The organism is Candidatus Merdisoma sp. JLR.KK006, from assembly GCF_036941035.1.
In the GTDB taxonomy this organism is placed as follows: Bacteria; Bacillota; Clostridia; order Lachnospirales; family Lachnospiraceae; genus Laedolimicola.
Map to the genome: position 1 here is coordinate 77118 of NZ_JAYMNS010000019.1, position 16792 is coordinate 93909.

At 44.9% G+C, this 16792-nt stretch carries 17 protein-coding genes; 4 read left to right on the top strand and 13 right to left on the bottom strand.

The window, feature by feature from the left end; translation table 11 throughout:
* Positions 1-66: 66 nt before the first annotated feature.
* The 11 genes from VSQ61_RS14705 to VSQ61_RS14755 form a co-directional block, all read right to left on the bottom strand.
* Positions 67-315, bottom strand: a complete 249-nt coding sequence (locus tag VSQ61_RS14705) for a hypothetical protein (RefSeq protein ID WP_334345147.1) — start codon at positions 313-315, stop codon at positions 67-69.
* 2 nt (positions 316-317) lie between these two features.
* Positions 318-1235: a sensor histidine kinase gene (locus tag VSQ61_RS14710; RefSeq protein ID WP_334345164.1), complete on the bottom strand. Its 918-nt coding sequence runs from the start codon at positions 1233-1235 to the stop codon at positions 318-320.
* A gap of 9 nt (positions 1236-1244) precedes the next feature.
* Positions 1245-1931: a response regulator transcription factor gene (locus VSQ61_RS14715; protein WP_334345148.1), complete on the bottom strand. Its 687-nt coding sequence runs from the start codon at positions 1929-1931 to the stop codon at positions 1245-1247.
* A gap of 117 nt (positions 1932-2048) precedes the next feature.
* Positions 2049-2267: a resolvase gene (locus VSQ61_RS14720; protein ID WP_334345149.1), complete on the bottom strand. Its 219-nt coding sequence runs from the start codon at positions 2265-2267 to the stop codon at positions 2049-2051.
* A complete protein-coding gene (locus VSQ61_RS14725; protein ID WP_334345150.1) occupies positions 2242-2445 on the bottom strand; it encodes a hypothetical protein in 204 nt (67 codons plus the stop codon). The genes VSQ61_RS14720 and VSQ61_RS14725 overlap by 26 nt, the downstream gene beginning before the upstream one ends.
* A gap of 118 nt (positions 2446-2563) precedes the next feature.
* The gene (locus VSQ61_RS14730) at positions 2564-3484 is read right to left on the bottom strand and encodes a hypothetical protein (RefSeq protein ID WP_334345151.1); all 921 of its coding nucleotides are present in this window, start codon (positions 3482-3484) and stop codon (positions 2564-2566) included.
* 144 nt (positions 3485-3628) lie between these two features.
* A complete protein-coding gene (locus tag VSQ61_RS14735) occupies positions 3629-4279 on the bottom strand; it encodes a DUF3879 family protein (protein WP_334345152.1) in 651 nt (216 codons plus the stop codon).
* A gap of 174 nt (positions 4280-4453) precedes the next feature.
* Positions 4454-5452, bottom strand: a complete 999-nt coding sequence (locus VSQ61_RS14740) for a hypothetical protein (protein WP_334345153.1) — start codon at positions 5450-5452, stop codon at positions 4454-4456.
* Between the two features lie 426 nt (positions 5453-5878).
* The gene (locus VSQ61_RS14745; RefSeq protein WP_334345154.1) at positions 5879-7033 is read right to left on the bottom strand and encodes a hypothetical protein; all 1155 of its coding nucleotides are present in this window, start codon (positions 7031-7033) and stop codon (positions 5879-5881) included.
* Between the two features lie 277 nt (positions 7034-7310).
* Positions 7311-8735, bottom strand: coding sequence for a sensor histidine kinase (locus tag VSQ61_RS14750; RefSeq protein ID WP_334345155.1), 1425 nt, complete (start codon positions 8733-8735; stop codon positions 7311-7313).
* A complete protein-coding gene (locus tag VSQ61_RS14755) occupies positions 8719-9390 on the bottom strand; it encodes a response regulator transcription factor (RefSeq protein WP_334345156.1) in 672 nt (223 codons plus the stop codon). The genes VSQ61_RS14750 and VSQ61_RS14755 overlap by 17 nt, the downstream gene beginning before the upstream one ends.
* Before the next feature lie 347 nt (positions 9391-9737).
* Here VSQ61_RS14755 and VSQ61_RS14760 point away from each other — a divergent pair, with 347 nt between their 5' ends.
* From VSQ61_RS14760 to VSQ61_RS14775, 4 genes are all read left to right on the top strand, one after another.
* Positions 9738-10832, top strand: coding sequence for an ATP-binding cassette domain-containing protein (locus tag VSQ61_RS14760; protein WP_334345157.1), 1095 nt, complete (start codon positions 9738-9740; stop codon positions 10830-10832).
* The gene (locus tag VSQ61_RS14765) at positions 10804-12120 is read left to right on the top strand and encodes an FtsX-like permease family protein (protein WP_334345158.1); all 1317 of its coding nucleotides are present in this window, start codon (positions 10804-10806) and stop codon (positions 12118-12120) included. The genes VSQ61_RS14760 and VSQ61_RS14765 overlap by 29 nt, the downstream gene beginning before the upstream one ends.
* 313 nt (positions 12121-12433) lie before the next feature.
* Positions 12434-12817, top strand: a complete 384-nt coding sequence (locus VSQ61_RS14770; protein WP_334345159.1) for a BlaI/MecI/CopY family transcriptional regulator — start codon at positions 12434-12436, stop codon at positions 12815-12817.
* Positions 12814-14850, top strand: a complete 2037-nt coding sequence (locus VSQ61_RS14775; RefSeq protein WP_334345160.1) for a M56 family metallopeptidase — start codon at positions 12814-12816, stop codon at positions 14848-14850. Before VSQ61_RS14770 ends, VSQ61_RS14775 begins: the two co-directional genes overlap by 4 nt.
* Positions 14851-15033: 183 nt before the next feature.
* On the opposite strand, the gene VSQ61_RS14780 is transcribed toward VSQ61_RS14775, so the two are convergent.
* Positions 15034-15933 (bottom strand): hypothetical protein, encoded by a 900-nt coding sequence (locus VSQ61_RS14780; RefSeq protein ID WP_334345161.1) that lies wholly within the window; start codon positions 15931-15933, stop codon positions 15034-15036.
* Positions 15934-16359: 426 nt separating this feature from the next.
* Positions 16360-16782 carry a DUF2000 domain-containing protein gene (locus tag VSQ61_RS14785; protein ID WP_334345162.1) on the bottom strand — a complete coding sequence of 141 codons (423 nt, stop codon included), beginning with the start codon at positions 16780-16782 and terminating at the stop codon, positions 16360-16362.
* Between the last annotated feature and the right edge of the window lie 10 nt (positions 16783-16792).

The window sequence follows — 16792 nt, forward strand, 5'->3', positions numbered from 1 at the left end:
CCAAAAGAATCTCCCCCAATACCATCAACAAAACCCTTCACCCCAACCCATCCCCAAAAACTCCCTTCAACCTACAGCCCCCAAAAACCAGGAAGGAGCTACCGCAAAAGAAGTCAGCAGGCTTTTCCAATATCCAGTGTCCGGCTGTTCACGAACGCTCTGTTTGATATGGGCAGACATTACCTCAAAAACCTCCCCAATAACAAGATCTCTCAGGTAATGTCTGACCAGAGCAAACCGAGTGTACGTGAACCGTCCGAACACAGGATATGGAAATGACTGCTGACTTCTTTTGCGGCAGTTCCTTCCGTCCATCCTCACCCTTCTAGCAAAAAGCGCACTAAAAACACCGTCCCCTTCCCCACCACACTCTCCACACCAATACTTCCCCCCATCTTCTCCACAATCTGAAGCACAATCGCAAGCCCAAGCCCGCTCCCCCTTTCCGAACGCCCCTTATCACATTTATACAGCCGCTCAAAAATATGCTCCAAATCCTCCTTTTCAATCCCCACCCCATTATCCTCCACACATAAAACAGCCTCCCCCTCTTCCCTCAAAAGAGAGATCACAACACGATCCGCCCCACTGTGCGCAATCACATTCTGTATCAGATTATTCACCACACGCATATAACCATCGGGATCAACCCTGACCCAAAAAGGCCGCTCCGGTATCTCAACCACATATTCAATCTGCCCATCCTCAAATATCGGAATCCAGTCAATCAGAATACTCCGTGTCAGCTCCGTCATATCCGTCACGGAAATATTCATAGAAAATTCATCAGACCCCAGCTTAAACCAATCAAAAAGCACATCAATATATTCCTTCAAATCATGAGCCTTCTGCCGGGCGATCTCCATATAATCCTCCCGCTCATCCCCGGTAACAAGCTCCTTATGCACCGCATCCAGATATCCAATCAGCGTAGTAAGGGGCGTCCTGACATCGTGAGAAAGGCTCGTCATAAGCCGCTTATTTGTCTCTTCAGCCTGCCGGTAAACCGAAAGCCTGTCCTCATAAGAGCGGACAATCCCGTTAATCTGCCACGCAATGGGAGCAGCAAGCTCATGTGCCTCCGCTAAAATGCGCCGGTTTCCGTTCCCATTTCTGATATCCTCCAGGGCCTCCCACATATCCGCTATCTGCCTTTTTGCACGGTACGTAATAAAAGCAGAAGCAAACAGAGACGCAATCCCCACAATAAGAAAAATAACAGCAAGCGTTTCCATGTACACCCGTCATACCTCCTTATTAAAACGGTAGCCTATTCCCTTCACCGTCTGAATATAGCGTGGGCTCCCGGGATTTTCTTCTATCTTTTTACGAAGCCGGCTTATAACAGCCATAATATTGCTGTCATCATAAACGTAGGCTTCCCCCCAGACCTCCTCATAAATCCTCTGCTTTGTCAGTATTTTCCCTTGATTCTTCGCAAGAAACAAAAGCAAATCAAACTCCTTCGGGGGCAGTTCATAGGTGCCCCCTGCCGCAAGCACACTGCGGTTATCCGGATCAATGGTAAGACCATCAAAGGCCAAGGTCTCCCCTTCTCCCTGGTTGAAACGGGTATAACGCCGGATCAGCGAAATAATACGGGCCGTCAACTCGTCCATATCAAAGGGCTTTGTCAGATAATCGTCAGCCCCCGACCTCAAGCCGCGGACCTTGGAAAGACTGTCATTTTTAGCCGTGAGCATTAAAATGGGCAGACTGCTTTCCCTTCGGATTCTCTCAAGGGTTTCAAAGCCGTCATATCCGGGCATCATAACATCCAGAATAACAAGCTGGTAAACATTTTCCTTAAGCATTCCCAAGCCTGCGCTCCCAGAAGCACAGCAGTCTGCCTCAATATCCTCCTGCAAAACGCTCCGTTTAATCAAATCGCAGAGCTCCTTATCATCATCTATAATTAAAATCCGATTCATAGGTTCGTACCGTCCTTTCCTTGTATTATGTTATAGCAATGCCCTCTCTTGACAAGGGCACACAAACCTTGCCAAGAGAGGGCAGCCGTAATCTTTGTGACGAAGGAGGAACCGCCGTCACATTTTATATTCGTTCATTTTCTTTAAAAACAGTTCCTCCGTAAGTCCCGCACGGGAAATTGCCTCCTGAAGTGACAAAAGATTATCACGCACCAAATCAAAGAGCATCTCAAGTCTTCCCTCTCGGTGTCCTTCTTTAAGTCCTTCCTTAAGCCCTTGATTTATTCCCTCATTTTTTATCGTTTTCGCCTCATATTCTAAAATCTTTCCGCCCATAATACTCCCTACTCCTTTCCTCCGGTGTCAAAATCTCAATCCGCAGGCTGTCCGCTGCGGAAGCATCACTGCGCAGAAACAATACCGCCGAGTGAGAAAGAGTAACGGATAAGCAGATTCCCTGTACGCTCCCCCTATCCAAAGCAATTTGCATCATACTCAAAAAACGGATTAACATACTATGATCGGGACTGCTCTGGCACTCCCAGTGATACTGCTTTACATGTACTGACAAGCTGATAATCGGACTGATCACTTGCCAGTAAACCGGGTGTAAAATCTTATATTACAGTCCCTTACTTTACTTTTACATCCACAACCCGATCGGGGATCTCAATCTGGCTCCCCTTATATGCTGCCTGGGCTCTGGCACGCTTTACTTTCAAAGCCTCCGGTGTTGCTTCCACCTGGGCCCGTGTGATCCTTCGCTCCTTTAGGAGAACATGCTCCTTTTCCACGGCTTTGTGGCTCGCCGTCTCTTTTGCATGCTCTGCTAAAACCTCTTCCTTCACAGGATCTGCTCCAGACGTTGCTGCGGCGGCTTCTTTCGCTTCGGCGCTCTCCTTCTCCTGGGCATTCTCCACCGGCTCCTTCTCTTCGCTGCTCTCTGTGGGATCTTTGATTCCAAGCTCGGCTTCCTTTAATTCCTTGAGCTCCTTCTCCACTTCCCGCTTCTCTGCTTCCGTGGGGAGCTGGGCATATTCGCCGCTCTCTACAAATTTTCTTATGGTTTCTTCCATGGCCATATTTTTCTGAAGCTCCTGCCACATGATTCCAAGCTTGGCTCCCTCAGGTATGGCCGGATTGTTCTTCACATTGTTGACTACGCTTAAGGAAGCTGCCACTCGTTCCGTTCTGACCTGCTGCACCTCTTCCTTGGTCTTGCAGTTTTTCAGCTTTTTTTCGTAGCTCTTCTGCTCGGCTTCGATGGCTTTTACTTTCTGGTAGGTCTGGGGATCATGCTTCTCCAGATACTCCATCTCCTCCCGGGTCAGCTTCTTGCCCGTTGCCAGCTTTGTGCGGATCTGGGAGGAAAGCTTGGCCGAACCGTCCGCCTGGGCCTTTCGAATCTCTTCCGCCTGCTGTGCCGTTGGATCGGTTAATTTCGTACTTCCGTCCGCAGTGAAATCATTATCTGCTTTCTTTTTCTGCCATTTCAACTGCATTTCCATATTTTTTGTATAAGTCCCCAGTGATTGTATCTTGGAAAAATCCAAAAGCTGCACCTCCCTCATGTAGTATCCTGTTTTAGAAATTCCTATGAAAATTTCCGGAAAAGATTTTTATAGGAATTTCGGGAAACGTTATATTCGTCCATTTTCATAGGATATTTTGGCTAAAATCTCATATTATCTTATTTATTACGCACTGACATCCACTGTTTTCCTCGGAAGAACAAGAGTATTGCCCAATTTCACAAGGGCATTATCCACAGATTCCCTTGTTACATTGTCCAAAATGCTTCTGTCAAAGGGCATGCCTAGCTGCCAGCCGGGATCGGAAGCCTTCACTGCGTCATAAAATGCCTGGCTGTACGCTCTCTCATACTGTCCCAGGGTCCATGTTCCTTTTAATCTGTCTTCCTTTGGAATGCTGAGCTGGAATGCACGGAAAACCTCGGATCGCTTTGTCGTGTCGCCGTTTGCCACACCATATTCCTGCAGGAAATGACGCTTTGTCTCGTCAAACATACTTTGACGGGCTTCCTCGGAAACATCTATAATCTGATGCCGCTCCGATTCCGGGATTCCATTTACTACCATTCCCGGCACAACGATGCCACCCGGCCCCACAAAATCTCCGTCGGAATTGTACATCTTCATGACATTTCTCATGTAAGCCTTTTCTCCGCCGAACATCTCATACATCTTCTTTTCCCATGGCGACATTTTGGCGACTGCCCCACGGTGGTTCTCAAGGAAGTCCTTTGCCGCCGCCTTATACTGGCTGCTATTTGTATCAATCGTATAATTTCCGTAATTTCTAACTGACCTCAAACTATTAATGTTCATCAAGTCTCACACCCCTTTACAGATATATCGGCAGATATTCCCTGTTTGCTAACCTGTATTGGGGCATAATTACTGTTTATTTGCTAAAAAAGTCCTAAAAAGTATAAGTATGTGTCTGCTGTCCGGGGGTTCAGCCGGGCATTTTTTCCTTTACTGCATTTTTCACCTTATGAATCAGCGAAACAAATCCTGTTTTAATCGCTGGCTCTGAAAATAGAGCAGCGCTTCCTGCTCCTGCATTCTTCTCTTTTCGGCGCTTTCTTCCATGATCTGTATATATTTCACACGGAGCCGGCGCTTTCTGGCCTGCTCTGCTTCGATTTGCTCCAGTTCCTCCTTTGAAGGTCCCGTGATTCTTCCGCTGCCAGTGACGGTGCAATTCCGTATATCTCCGTTTTCGTCCAGATTGAAGACATAGCTTTTTCCTGCCTGATGGGCGGCCACATCATAGCCGTAGGATGCCGCAACTGTGTTGTCCCACAGGTCGTAGTCTTCTTTCCATGCTTGCAGCTTTGCTACGATCTGCCGGGCATAGTCCGGATCCGCATCCATTTTCTGCTGCAGGCTCTCCGGAATAATAACTGCGATTTTCCCGGCGCCGATGCTGCTGTAATTTCTCTGGAGATCGCTGCGTGTCTGAGGAGGATTCGCACCTACGGGTCTCCAGTCATTTAGGGCGTCCGCACTCGTATCCGGTTGAAAATACTTCCAGAACGGAAAGTCATTTCTCTGCCAGTTTGCGGAGGAAATGTCGGCGTTTCCCACATGGGTTATGATCTTGTATTGTGAAAATGCATCCCCGAAGCTTGCGGCTCCTATTATTCCGGTGCTGTATGCCTTGCTGATGGCTGAAATATAGTCTGTGGAACCAGCCATTTTCTTTGCATATGCTATGCGAAAAGCGTTTGCTGCGTTTTTGTCGGTTATCTTACTTAGACGTTCCTCGTAGGTTTCTCCCATAAAGAGATTTGTTTCACTTCTGTTTTGCTCTGCAGCCGTTATTAGTCCCGGCGTGTTCGCCTGCCCTGCCGCTTTTCCTGCTGTCCTCTCTGCTGTTCTTGCTGCCGCAAGCTCTGCGAAGCTTGCTCCTTTGAGCCTGACGGATGTTTGATTCTGGCTCTGTTCTGCCAAATAGCGTTCTCCCAATTTATCGGCTGTCACTCCAATACCCATTCCTGCTTCTCCTTTCCTTAATCCGCACATGGTTTTTGTGCATAAAGGGATACCCGTAGGGTGTTTCCTTGATCTGCACATGATCTTTGTGCATAAAGGGATACCCGTAGGGTGTTTCCTTAATCCGCACATGATCTTTGTGCATAAAGGGATACTTTTCTATCCCAAAATACAACATCTAAAAATAAATAGGTTCTTATCTGTTATATCGGCAGAAATTCCCTGTTTTTTGGATAAATGGAACGAAAGGACTGCTTTTCGGATACGAAAGGATATGATTCTATTCTTCAAAAATATTTGCGGAAAAAACTTTTTTCCTCTCCATCTATTATAGGACATTCACATTCCCAAACAGAATTTCCATTTTCATGGTATTTCTGATAAAATTCGTAAACAGGCATGGAAAAATATCTACGTCCTGCCAATTTATGAGCAAAATAAGGATTCCCTCTTTTTCGTGTGGAAATCATACATTTCCCTGGAGCATTCTTTGATACCTATAAGATTATCATTGTCATCATACGCCCCCTCAATGTCTACGGTTCCCGTTGAAAAATTCGTAAAGCCTACGCCGCTTCGCCAATCATTAAAATACCGGACAATACTTCCGTTGTAAGTGTAGCAGTCTTTCTCTTTATCAAAAATCAACCCATAGGGCTCATATACGGCCATGTCCACAATTCCCGGCTTCTCAACAGCAGCCGAATCCCTGCCGGATTGCGGCACTGTGTTTCGCTGTGGATGCTCATGGGCTTCTTTTGATGTACACCTTTCAATGCCCGTCAATGTTCCATACCCGGAAGCGTTTGGCTTTTCATAATTCCGTACTGTGTAAATATCCACAGTGCCATTTTCATCTCCAAAGGTACGCATAGCACCGTGAAATTTGCCGCTGCTTAAGTCTTCGCCGTTAGAAGTCAGAATATCCCGAAAATACCGGACCTTTTCACCGTGATAATACCACTGGTCCTCTTTTGTATCATAGGTGAGACCGAATGCTTCATATTCCTCTGCCATTTCCTTAAGCTCTTCCTCTGTGGCCGGCTCCCCTGCTTGTGCCACAACCGGAGACGGATTTCGAATGGCCTCCAAATCACGGGCGGCAAATTCTTCTTCTGAGCATTCCGCTAAGCCTGTCAATGTCCCGCTCGGGTCAAAGGAGCCGTCATCTGCCCGCACAGAGATATGAAGATCACGAATTGCATATACGTCTACTACCCCATTTTCATTGAAAAAGTCTCTTCCGGCCTGAGAACCGTCTCCCAGGGGATAGTAGTCCTCAAACCATCGCACCGCTTTTCCCTTATAATACAGTTCATTTCTGTCCGCATCATAAACCATGCCAAAGGGCTCATAGATCTTAAACTGCTCTCCACAGGCAATCTCATAAGTGTCCGTTTTTTCCCCGTCCTCTGCTGCGGCGGCCAGGGCAGGGAAAGCTTCCCTTGACAGCTCCGGGGCGGCTTCGGTGCTCTGTGCCGTATTTTCATCCTGTAAGAGGGGTCCTGTGCCGCATCCGGCCATAACTCCCAGAAATGCCGTAATCAAAAAAGCCTGTGTTATGTTCTTTTTGTTTTTCATAAGAGAAATCTTTCCTTTCTTTGAATATACAAAAAGCATAACAGGCTTTTTTGTGATGGATTTGTAGTTTGTGTGTGATTTATGTGTACTTCTTGATTTGTATCTCTCTTTCGCTTTAAAAGATATTTTTCGCATTCTGTTTCCAGCCTTGGCAAGTTCAGGCAACGATTTCCACCTGCAAATGGTTCATCAGCGGCATATATTTTCCGATCTGCAGTGGGACAAAAAGCACTTTATCATCTATATTATATAAATTACGAATGTATTTCTTATCTGTTCATGCAGTAGCCATTGTAAAAGAAAACCGCACCCCAAAATCCGTATTGCAGACCCCGCACTCACTTCCATGCCGCCGCAGTATCCTCTGTGTCACATAAAGCCCCAGCCCGCTTCCCCCCGTTTTCCTGTTCCTTGACTGTTCAACACGGTAAAAGGCATCAAACAGCTTCGGGATGCTCTCATCCGGTATCCGGGTCCCGGAATTTTCCACAGAGAAATGAAACCGCTCACATTCCATATGTCCGCAGATGCGGATGGCTGCACCTGACGGCGAATATTTGACCGCATTTCCAATCAGATTGGAAAAAACCTTTTCCATCAGCATTTTATTGCCGTTTATCCATACGAAAGGTGGCAACTCCATGGATACCTGCAAGTCTTTCCCCGCTATCAGGTCTTCCGTCTCATTTAAATAATTCCGAATCACCTGTACACAGTCAAATTGGTCCCTCTTAAAGTCCGCCCCTATGGTGTCCAGCCTTGATATGGTAAGTATCTCCTGCACCATTGATTCAAGAGTATTCGCAGTCTCCAGGGATCTGGCAAGGTATTTTTCGTGATCCTTATAAGCCCCGATTCCCAGAAGCATCCCCTCTAACTGCCCCTTAATGACAGTAACGGGTGTCTTCAATTCATGGGACACGGCGGAAAAGAAATCCGTCCTTGCCTGTTCCAGCTTCTTTTCCCGCTTAATATCCTCCTCCAGCTTTTTGTTCGCATCCTTAAGGCCAGACAGGGCTGCAGACAAATTGCGGGACAGGGAATTCAGGCTTCTCCCCAGCGTGCCCAGCTCGTCCGTTCTTCTAATGTCAATCTGCCAGTCCAAATGAAGCCCGGACATTTCCTCGGATATACGGCTGATTTCCAGTACGGGCTTTGTGATCAGCCGGGAGTACAGCCAGGATGCCCCAAATGAAACCGCAAGGATAACAAAAAGCAGCAGGGGCAGAATGTGCCGAAATGCCTGCCGTATTTCCGCAACCTGCTCCGCCTTTCCGTATACCATAAGCATATAGACCCCATGGCTGTCAGAAAAAGAAAAATAATAGCTGTTCGATAAAACAGGATCGCTGTCATAGGATTCATACACCGCCGTCATCGCTGCCTCCTCCAACACAGCCTCCTGGTGCCCGGCAGGGATGGGCACCTGCCTGCCGTCCTCATCAAATAATTCAACGGAATATATATCCGTATTCTTAAGGAATTGTTCAAACAGGCCCCCGCTGTCCAAAAAAGCCGTCTCTTCCAATTCCGAAAGAAATACCTGTGTCTGCTCATCCAAAACCGCATTCAGCCTGCCAGAATAGGTTCGGGGCATCAGCCATGCCAAAAGAGCGTACACCAGCAGGGATATGCACAGTAGCATGGCCGCCGTTATGAAAAATACCTTTGCAAACAGGCTGCTTTTAATTTTCTCTCTCAATTCTGTACCCTACCCCTCTGACCGTCTGAATAAAGCCGATTCCCAGCTTTTTGCGAAGATTTTTAATGTGTGTGTCAACCACCCGTTCATCGCCGTAAAAATCATACCGCCACAGCTTATTCAGCAGGTTCTGCCTTGTCATGATGCGTCCCTGATGGCTCAAAAGCTCTCTTAAGACTTCAAACTCCCGCTGTGTCAGTTCATAAGCAGTTCCATCTACGACCGCCGTATAATTATCCAAATCCAGAACTAAATTCCGATAGGAAATGGTCTTATGGCCCTCTTCCCCCATCCGGCCGCTCCGCCTGAGAACAGCCGCTATTTTGCGGATTAGAATTGGGAAGGAAAATGGCTTTGTAATATAATCGTCCACCTGCAGATCCAGACCCCTGATCTGCTCCTCCTCGCCGCCCAATGCGGTAAGCATAATGATCGGCACCTGTGACTGTTTCCGTATAAGCTCGCATACCCCAAAGCCGTCAATCTTCGGAAGCATGATATCCAGCAGAATCAGATCGTACCTGCCTTTCCCAAACAGGTCTATTGCTTCCATGCCATCGCTAGCGGCAGTAACTCCATAGCCGGCTTCTTTCAGAAATTCCTTAAGAAGCTCCTGGATGTCCTGATCGTCTTCAACAATTAAAATATTTTGCATAGAAATGCCTCCTGTGCTAATGCATTTAATTAAGCCTGAGGAAATCATACTATATTTTTTTGTGTTTTGTGTGTAGTTTGCTGAAATTGATAGGATTTTTTCCACTCTCGGCGGGACCTCCAGGAATACATCCCGCCGGATAATCCCTTTTTCTTCCAATTTGTTTTTTGAAGGTCACAAGCAAGATAGAATTACAGACTGCCCAATGATATAATTTGAATATACCTCATTTTATTTTTTGTCAAGTTTCCTTTGAAACTACACTCGTTTTATCCAACTCTACCGTTGGTAGGTGTTCATTTTTATGCCGGATTTATATAATTTACCGCAAGCAGGAGGGCCAAGTAATGAATCAAATTAAGATTGGAGCTTTTATTTCCCAACGCCGGAAAGCAAAAGGCTGGACGCAAAGCCAGTTAGCAGAAAAGCTGGAAGTAACCGATAAGGCTGTCTCAAAATGGGAAACGGGACGGTCTATGCCGGATTTATCTTTGTTTCTTCCATTATGCACGCTTTTAGACATTACTTTGAATGAACTGTTTGCAGGTGAATGCATTGCAGAAGAAAAGTTGAAAGAAAAAGCAGACGAGGTACTGATGAACGTGATTACAAATTGGTTAGGACATGACAAACGGGAATTAAAAGAATATGATACAGCTCCCCCAAATGTCTTAGAGGTTGAAAATGTTTCCAAACTATATGAAACAGAAAATAATTCCGTATCAGCCGTAAATGATGTAAGCTTTCGGATACCGCACGGCAGCTTTGTTGGAATTATGGGAGCTTCCGGTTCCGGGAAGACAACCTTGCTTCATTTAATAGCCACAATAGATAAGCCGACAAGTGGAACAATACGAATTAACGGGCAAAATATAGTAGATATACCGGAAGAAGATACCGCAGAATTTCGCCGCAGACATTTAGGTTTTGTGTTCCAGGAATACAATTTACTTGAAACCCTGACTGTCTATGAAAATATTGCACTTGCTTTGACAATAAAAGATGTTTCCAAAGAAAGTATTCGTCCAATGATTCAGAGTTTATCTGAAAAACTGGATATATCAGCAATATTAGATAAATTTCCATATGAGATATCGGGAGGACAACGGCAGCGCTGTGCCTGCGCCCGTGCCCTTGTGGTAAATCCCGACATTATACTTGCGGACGAGCCTACCGGAGCACTGGATTCCCATGCTGCCAGACAGCTTTTAGATACATTTGCCATGCTTTGCAGAGAATACGGTGCAACAATATTGATGGTCACACATGATGTTATGGCAGCCAGCTATTGTGACAAAATTTTGTTTATGAAAGACGGCGAAATAAAAGCTGCCTTAAACCGGGAACAGGAAAACAAACAGACCTTTTTTGCAGATATTTTGAAGAAAATAGAACAGATAGAGGGAGAAAGCCATGATGTACTTGAAGCTGTCAATCCGTAATGCCAGGCGGTCTTTTATAAATTATCTTTTATATACTGCCGCCATGACCGTCCTTTTGGCGATTATAGAGGTATCTGACTGCATAGCCATTATAGGTGAATCAGCCGGTTTCCATGCAATTTCTCTGCCCTTGCTAATAGCAGTAATCCAGATAGTTGGATATATAGACACTTTCATGCTAAAGCAGCGGGCAAAGGAATTTGCAAACTATTTATTGCTGGGTATGGAAAAAAAGAGAGTAACCCGTCTGTTTCTATGCGAAGTCTTACTGATTGGCTTTTTCTGCTATCTGGCAGGTACAGCCATAGGTTTTGCCGTCTATGGATTTTGGTATTTCCGTGAGCCTTTACACGAAATGAATCATTGGGGATTCCTTTATGGTAAAAGTATGTTTTATACTTTTATGTTTTTTGACTTTATTGAAGCAGTGTGTTCTTTTCGATTGCGGAAGCGTTTAAGCAAGCTTAAAATAAGGGAGCTGATGTATGAAAAAAAACGCAGTCAAGGTATAAAAAATATTGGGAACTATAAAAAATGGGGAATTATCTTCCTTTTGTGTTTTCTGTGCTTAATTGGCTGCATATGCGGAATTGTTTTTCTGCCGGAAGTCTATCTTGTTTATCCTGTATCTGCTGCAGCAATACCCTTGATCCTATCTGTCTTTGCCTTTTACAAATGGGTGTTTGGCTGTCTATATGCCCAAAGGAGAATGAAATCCGTTAAAATATACCAAAAAGACATACTGTATATCACGGCAAATATTACATCAGACTTCAAAACGTCTGCTATTGTAAATACTGTTTTTTGTGTATGCTTTTTATTTTCAGCCTGTTCTTTCATAACCGGAATCTTGATGCTGCAGCCGGAACTTCAGCTTTTTGATACGGCTATGCAGCGGTGGATGGGAACTTCACAAATATGTATCTGTATCGTGTTTTTGGTTATTTATTTTTCGATACTGTCTTTGCAGCAGATGATAGAGGTCAGGCAGAATTCAAAAAACAATCAGATCCTACACTATCTGGGAAAAAGCAATAAGCAAATAGAAAGGCTTGTGAATCAGCAAACGGCAATTAAGCTGACCGCTCCAATGATAATGGCTTTATTGATTCTTTTATTCTGCATACCATTGCTGAATGGAAAAATGAACTTAATACTGCCGGCTTCCTTGAATAACATTCTGCTCAAATTAGCCGGTAAATTTGGAGCGTGTATTATCATTTTTTATATTTGCTATTTTGGAATTGTCAGTGCCATGAGCAAACGGTATATAAATCCCTCTGCCTGAAAGCAGCAAATAAGAGACGAATGAAATACCACAATATAAAATTGCCGGCAAGATCCTGATTTCTCCCCAGCTTGACAAAAGTACAACATCATGTTATATTTTTATTGTCAACACGATGTTATACATTAAGTCCAGCTAAGAAATGTCAAGTGTTTATCAGAAATATTTTCTGCTGGACGGTAAAGTTGCGAAATCGTACGAGAGGAACTTTCATGAGTGCACTTTCGAATGAAAGTTTCTCTCATAGGTGTGCGCTGAAGTGACTTTACCCTTTAGTACCGTTGCGTAGCAACTTAAATAGGAGGACCGAACTATGGTAAATCAGTTATCCGATGCCGAACTTGAAATTATGAAAATCGTATGGGAGAACCCACAAGAAGTAACGCTGTTCCCCTATATCATGGGCGGACTGGCGGCCAGGGGGAAGCCCTGTCAGAAGAACACGCTCATCGTGCTCCTGTCACGGCTGATGAACAAAGGCTTTTTGAGCGCAAAAAAAATCGGGCGCCGCAACGAATATACTACGCTTGTTTCCGCAACAGAATACCAGACAGCCCAGACGAAGCATTTTCTGGATAAGATCTATGAGGGAAGCGCAAAGGGTCTGGTGTCGAATCTGATTATGGGAGACCTGCTGACGGACGAAGAATATGATGATCTGAAGCAGCTTCTTAAGAAAGGGAAAGAGCAGCCATGAACACTGTTTTGAAAATCTTCCTGTCCATGTCCTTTTCCGGAAGTCTGCTTATTCTGGTTCTGCTTTTGGGAAAACGCCTCTTGCAAGATAAAATCAGCCGACAGTGGCAGTATTACATCTGGCTTATTGTCATTTTGCGGCTGCTGCTCCCCTTTGGGTCAAAAGCAAGCCTGTTGGGGGAAACCTATGTGTCTGTGGAGCAGGCAGTAACCCAGGCCGCTTCTTTCCCTCAGCAAGGCTCTCTGCTTCATGCCTTATTGAATGAAATCCATCTGCCCCGAAACGGAATCTACTACGGGATGCCAAAAGAGCACACCTTGGCAGACAAAGTCCTGTGGCCTTTAAAGGACATGAATGAATCCACAAAATATGCTCCCAAAAGTGATTCCATTCCTGACAGCAATCTGACAGACGGACAGGAAAATTCAAATTCTCTGTCCAAGGATTTGGCAGAGGCTCCCCCGCTTCAGGATATGAAGTCACTGCTTATCAGGCATATCTGGCTCATTTGGCTGATGACTGCCCTTGGTATGCTCATACGGAAAATAACCATCTATCAGAGCTTTGTACGGTATCTCAATGCCGGAGCGTCACCGGTTTCCCATATGGACATTTTGGATCGGCTCTTTACTGCCGCAGAGGAAGCCGGAGTAAAAAAGCCTGTAGAGTTAAGTGTCAATCCGCTGATTTCATCGCCGCTTCTGATTGGTTTTTTCCATCCTTGCATTGTGCTGCCAAGTGCGGATATTCCCGAAAAGGATTTTCGGTATATTGTGATGCATGAACTGACCCATTACAGGCGGCGGGATATGTTTTACCAATGGCTTGTGCAGCTTACGGTCTGCCTGCACTGGTTTAATCCCCTTGTACATCTCATGTGCCGGGAAATTGCAAAGGCCCGTGAATTTTCCTGTGATGAAGCAGTCCTTGCAAAAATGGGGCATGAGCATGCACAGGACTACGGAAAGACCTTACTTGATGCTATGGCAGCCGCAGGGACATACAGAGAACATCTGGGGGCTGTCACTTTAAGCGAAAATAAGCAGTTATTGAAAGAAAGGTTAGGTGCTATTATGAATTTCGGAAAAAGTTCAAAACCAATCCGGCTTTTGTCTGGTGTGCTGACCCTGTGCATTATCCTCGGCGCATCATTCATTGGCATTTACTCCGATGCCGCAGCGTCTGGGCAGATACAAAGCAGCCCCCGGGTATTGGAATTGAACGAAAAAGACATGGCTCCCTCAAAAGAGGAAACAGATAAGAATGACGTAGTTTCCTCAAAAGGGGAAACGAATGCAAACGATGTGGTTTCCTCAAATGAGGAAACGGATGATGTTGATGTAGCTTCCGAAAAAGGGGAATCTGAAAAAAACAATGAGTTGTACGCTTCCCAGGCGGAGCAGTACTATGAAGCCGGCAGTATACCTCTGTTCCAGATTGTTTTCTCCCGGCTGGACGAGGACGTGCAGGAAGAATGGCTGGACAGAATTTATGCTGAAAGGAATATTGCGTTTTTTGGAGCTGCTGTCAATCTATTAGATGAGGATTGTGCCTTAATCCGGCGTGCTGCGGAAAAAGCCTATCAGGATCACGATGCGGCTTTTTTCTCCACCCTGGCCATGCACATGAGTAAGGACTTGCTGGGGGAATGGCTGAATAAAGCACTGGAGGATAAAGATTGGAGCTCACAGTCCATATTATTCCATGCACTGGATCGGGACGATGAATTTGAGGAACAGGAAAAAATATGGGAAAAAGCACAGTTAGAGGCATACGAAGCGGTTGGCGTTACGATGGTTGGCAAGAATTATTACTACCAGGGGCAGCTTGTTCATATCTTTCTGGACATCCGGTCCAACAAGTCCTTTTACACGTTGGATGTAAACCCGGCCGGAACTGTAGATATCAAGATTATCCGCAATGGGGATAACGAAATCACAGGGGCTGCCTATATGACTGAGGCAGAAGCGGCTGAATTGTTTGGCTATGAGAGCGAGCAGGAGGAAGAGACGCCGTTTGGCAATAGGAATTAGCTGTAAATTATATCTGCCAGTAGTCCATACCGGAAGCTCCTGTGCAGACTTTTGAGGATATTTTTTCGAGGGTGCAAGTTCAGAAACAGAGACGTAGCGGCCCCCACTGAGTATTCTGGGCTTGTGCAATCGGGAAAATAGAGCGAAATATTTTTGCAAGATTTTTAGTACGGACTGCCAGCGTCATGACATTGATGGTCGTGAGTACTCATTTTCAAGCATTCCGATTTCTTCAATGGATAATCTTGGTACAAACTCGCAAATTTCTTCTATAGTGAACTTCCCGGATTTCAGCATTTTCGTGGCTGTTCTAACCGCTTCCTCCTTAGCCTTTTTTTCAGCTTCTTCTACAGCCGCTTTTGTAGCCTCTCCTACAAGCTTATTAATTTCCGGCTCCATAAGTTCCAGTAATGCGTTGCACACACTATCACCTCCTCGTAATTCATTAGCAACATGGCGATTGGCTCTGACACTTACCTCCAATACGCTATCCGCAAGCTCCCTTTCCTGCTTCTGGGTAAGCGTATTCACATGCTTTAACAATTCTTTCATATCCTGTTTCTCCAATTTATCAGACAGGGCTTTGAGCCATATGTGATTATTTTTATCCAGCTCTCCCGTAACAATAATCTGTGTGGGGAAAAGAATATTGTCCAATATATAATATATCCCATGATATGGATTTGTTACCCGGATACCATGCCTTTCAAAATAATCAAATAAACCTGCCGGCTTTCGATCCCTGACTATGGAAACCGTAATATCTTCTGCCGTTCTTTCGTCTACGGCTGCCCCGTATGCCTTATATAAGCTGGCATATGCTCCTGATTTATAAAATACATCTATATCCAGATGATCCTGCGGTGACTTATACTCCATGATATTATGTCCTCGAAACAGCTTTCCCACTTCATTCTCAATCTGAATATGACGCTCCTTTTTAATAACCAAAAGGTCTATGGCCAATGGCTTCGTATTTAAATTGTATTCTTTCTCATAAATCAAATCAGCCCGGTTACTGGCCAATTCCAGATTCATGGCCGCCACAAATCCCGGGTGCCATTGAACCTCAATATCATTCATATGTATTTGTTCCCTTTCTTAAATTATAGCAGATTCCAACATTTTTACAACTGTGTCATTCCATCTTCTCACCCTCCCTCAAACAGTTTGCAGTATTACAGCCACTTAAAATTTTTGAAAACTATGACCGAATCGGCCTGTGAATAAAAAGAAGCTTGAATCATATTCTTACGCTCCTGGCAGCAAGTGCTTGGACCTGTACAGAATAGATACGAAATTTGATACATTTTATAATATGGTACCAGGGTCAAAATACCTTTTAACCCCAATATCATAATATGCAGTCTATATAAAAAAATCAATCCGTTTTTATAGACAAAAAACGACAATCTATGTAGGCTGGAAACACTCTTTCAGATTCCCGGCCTGCAGCCTTATTGATACTCCCAGTCTGTTTTCAGCTTTTTCATATTGCTGCTTTCATAATCACCGCAGCAGCGCCATACTCCCGGTCAATTTGTTGACTTTCTTTTTGGGACCGCAGATAGCAACTCCAAAATAACTCAGCTCACTTTCCGAAACCTCCCCCATCTTTTCTGAAAATTCCTCATAGGTCTTGCAGCCCTGAGCCAGATCCGAAAAGTCCACCACGGTCAAATCCGAAAATTCCGGTTCATACAGCCTTTCACGAATGTTCTTGAGCATATGCGCATCTCCCTTTAGGATCGGCACCGGAAATTCGATAATTCCCAGATGAGCGTTCCCTGTGCTGTCATACACATCCGTACCCACCACCTCCGGCATCTGCTTTCCCAGTGTGATGCCCATGATGGCCGCCGTATTTGCTATAATGCCAAGGGGCAAGTTCTCATCGATGACCATAACACATTTCTCATTTTGTAAATCCATTTTTCATATC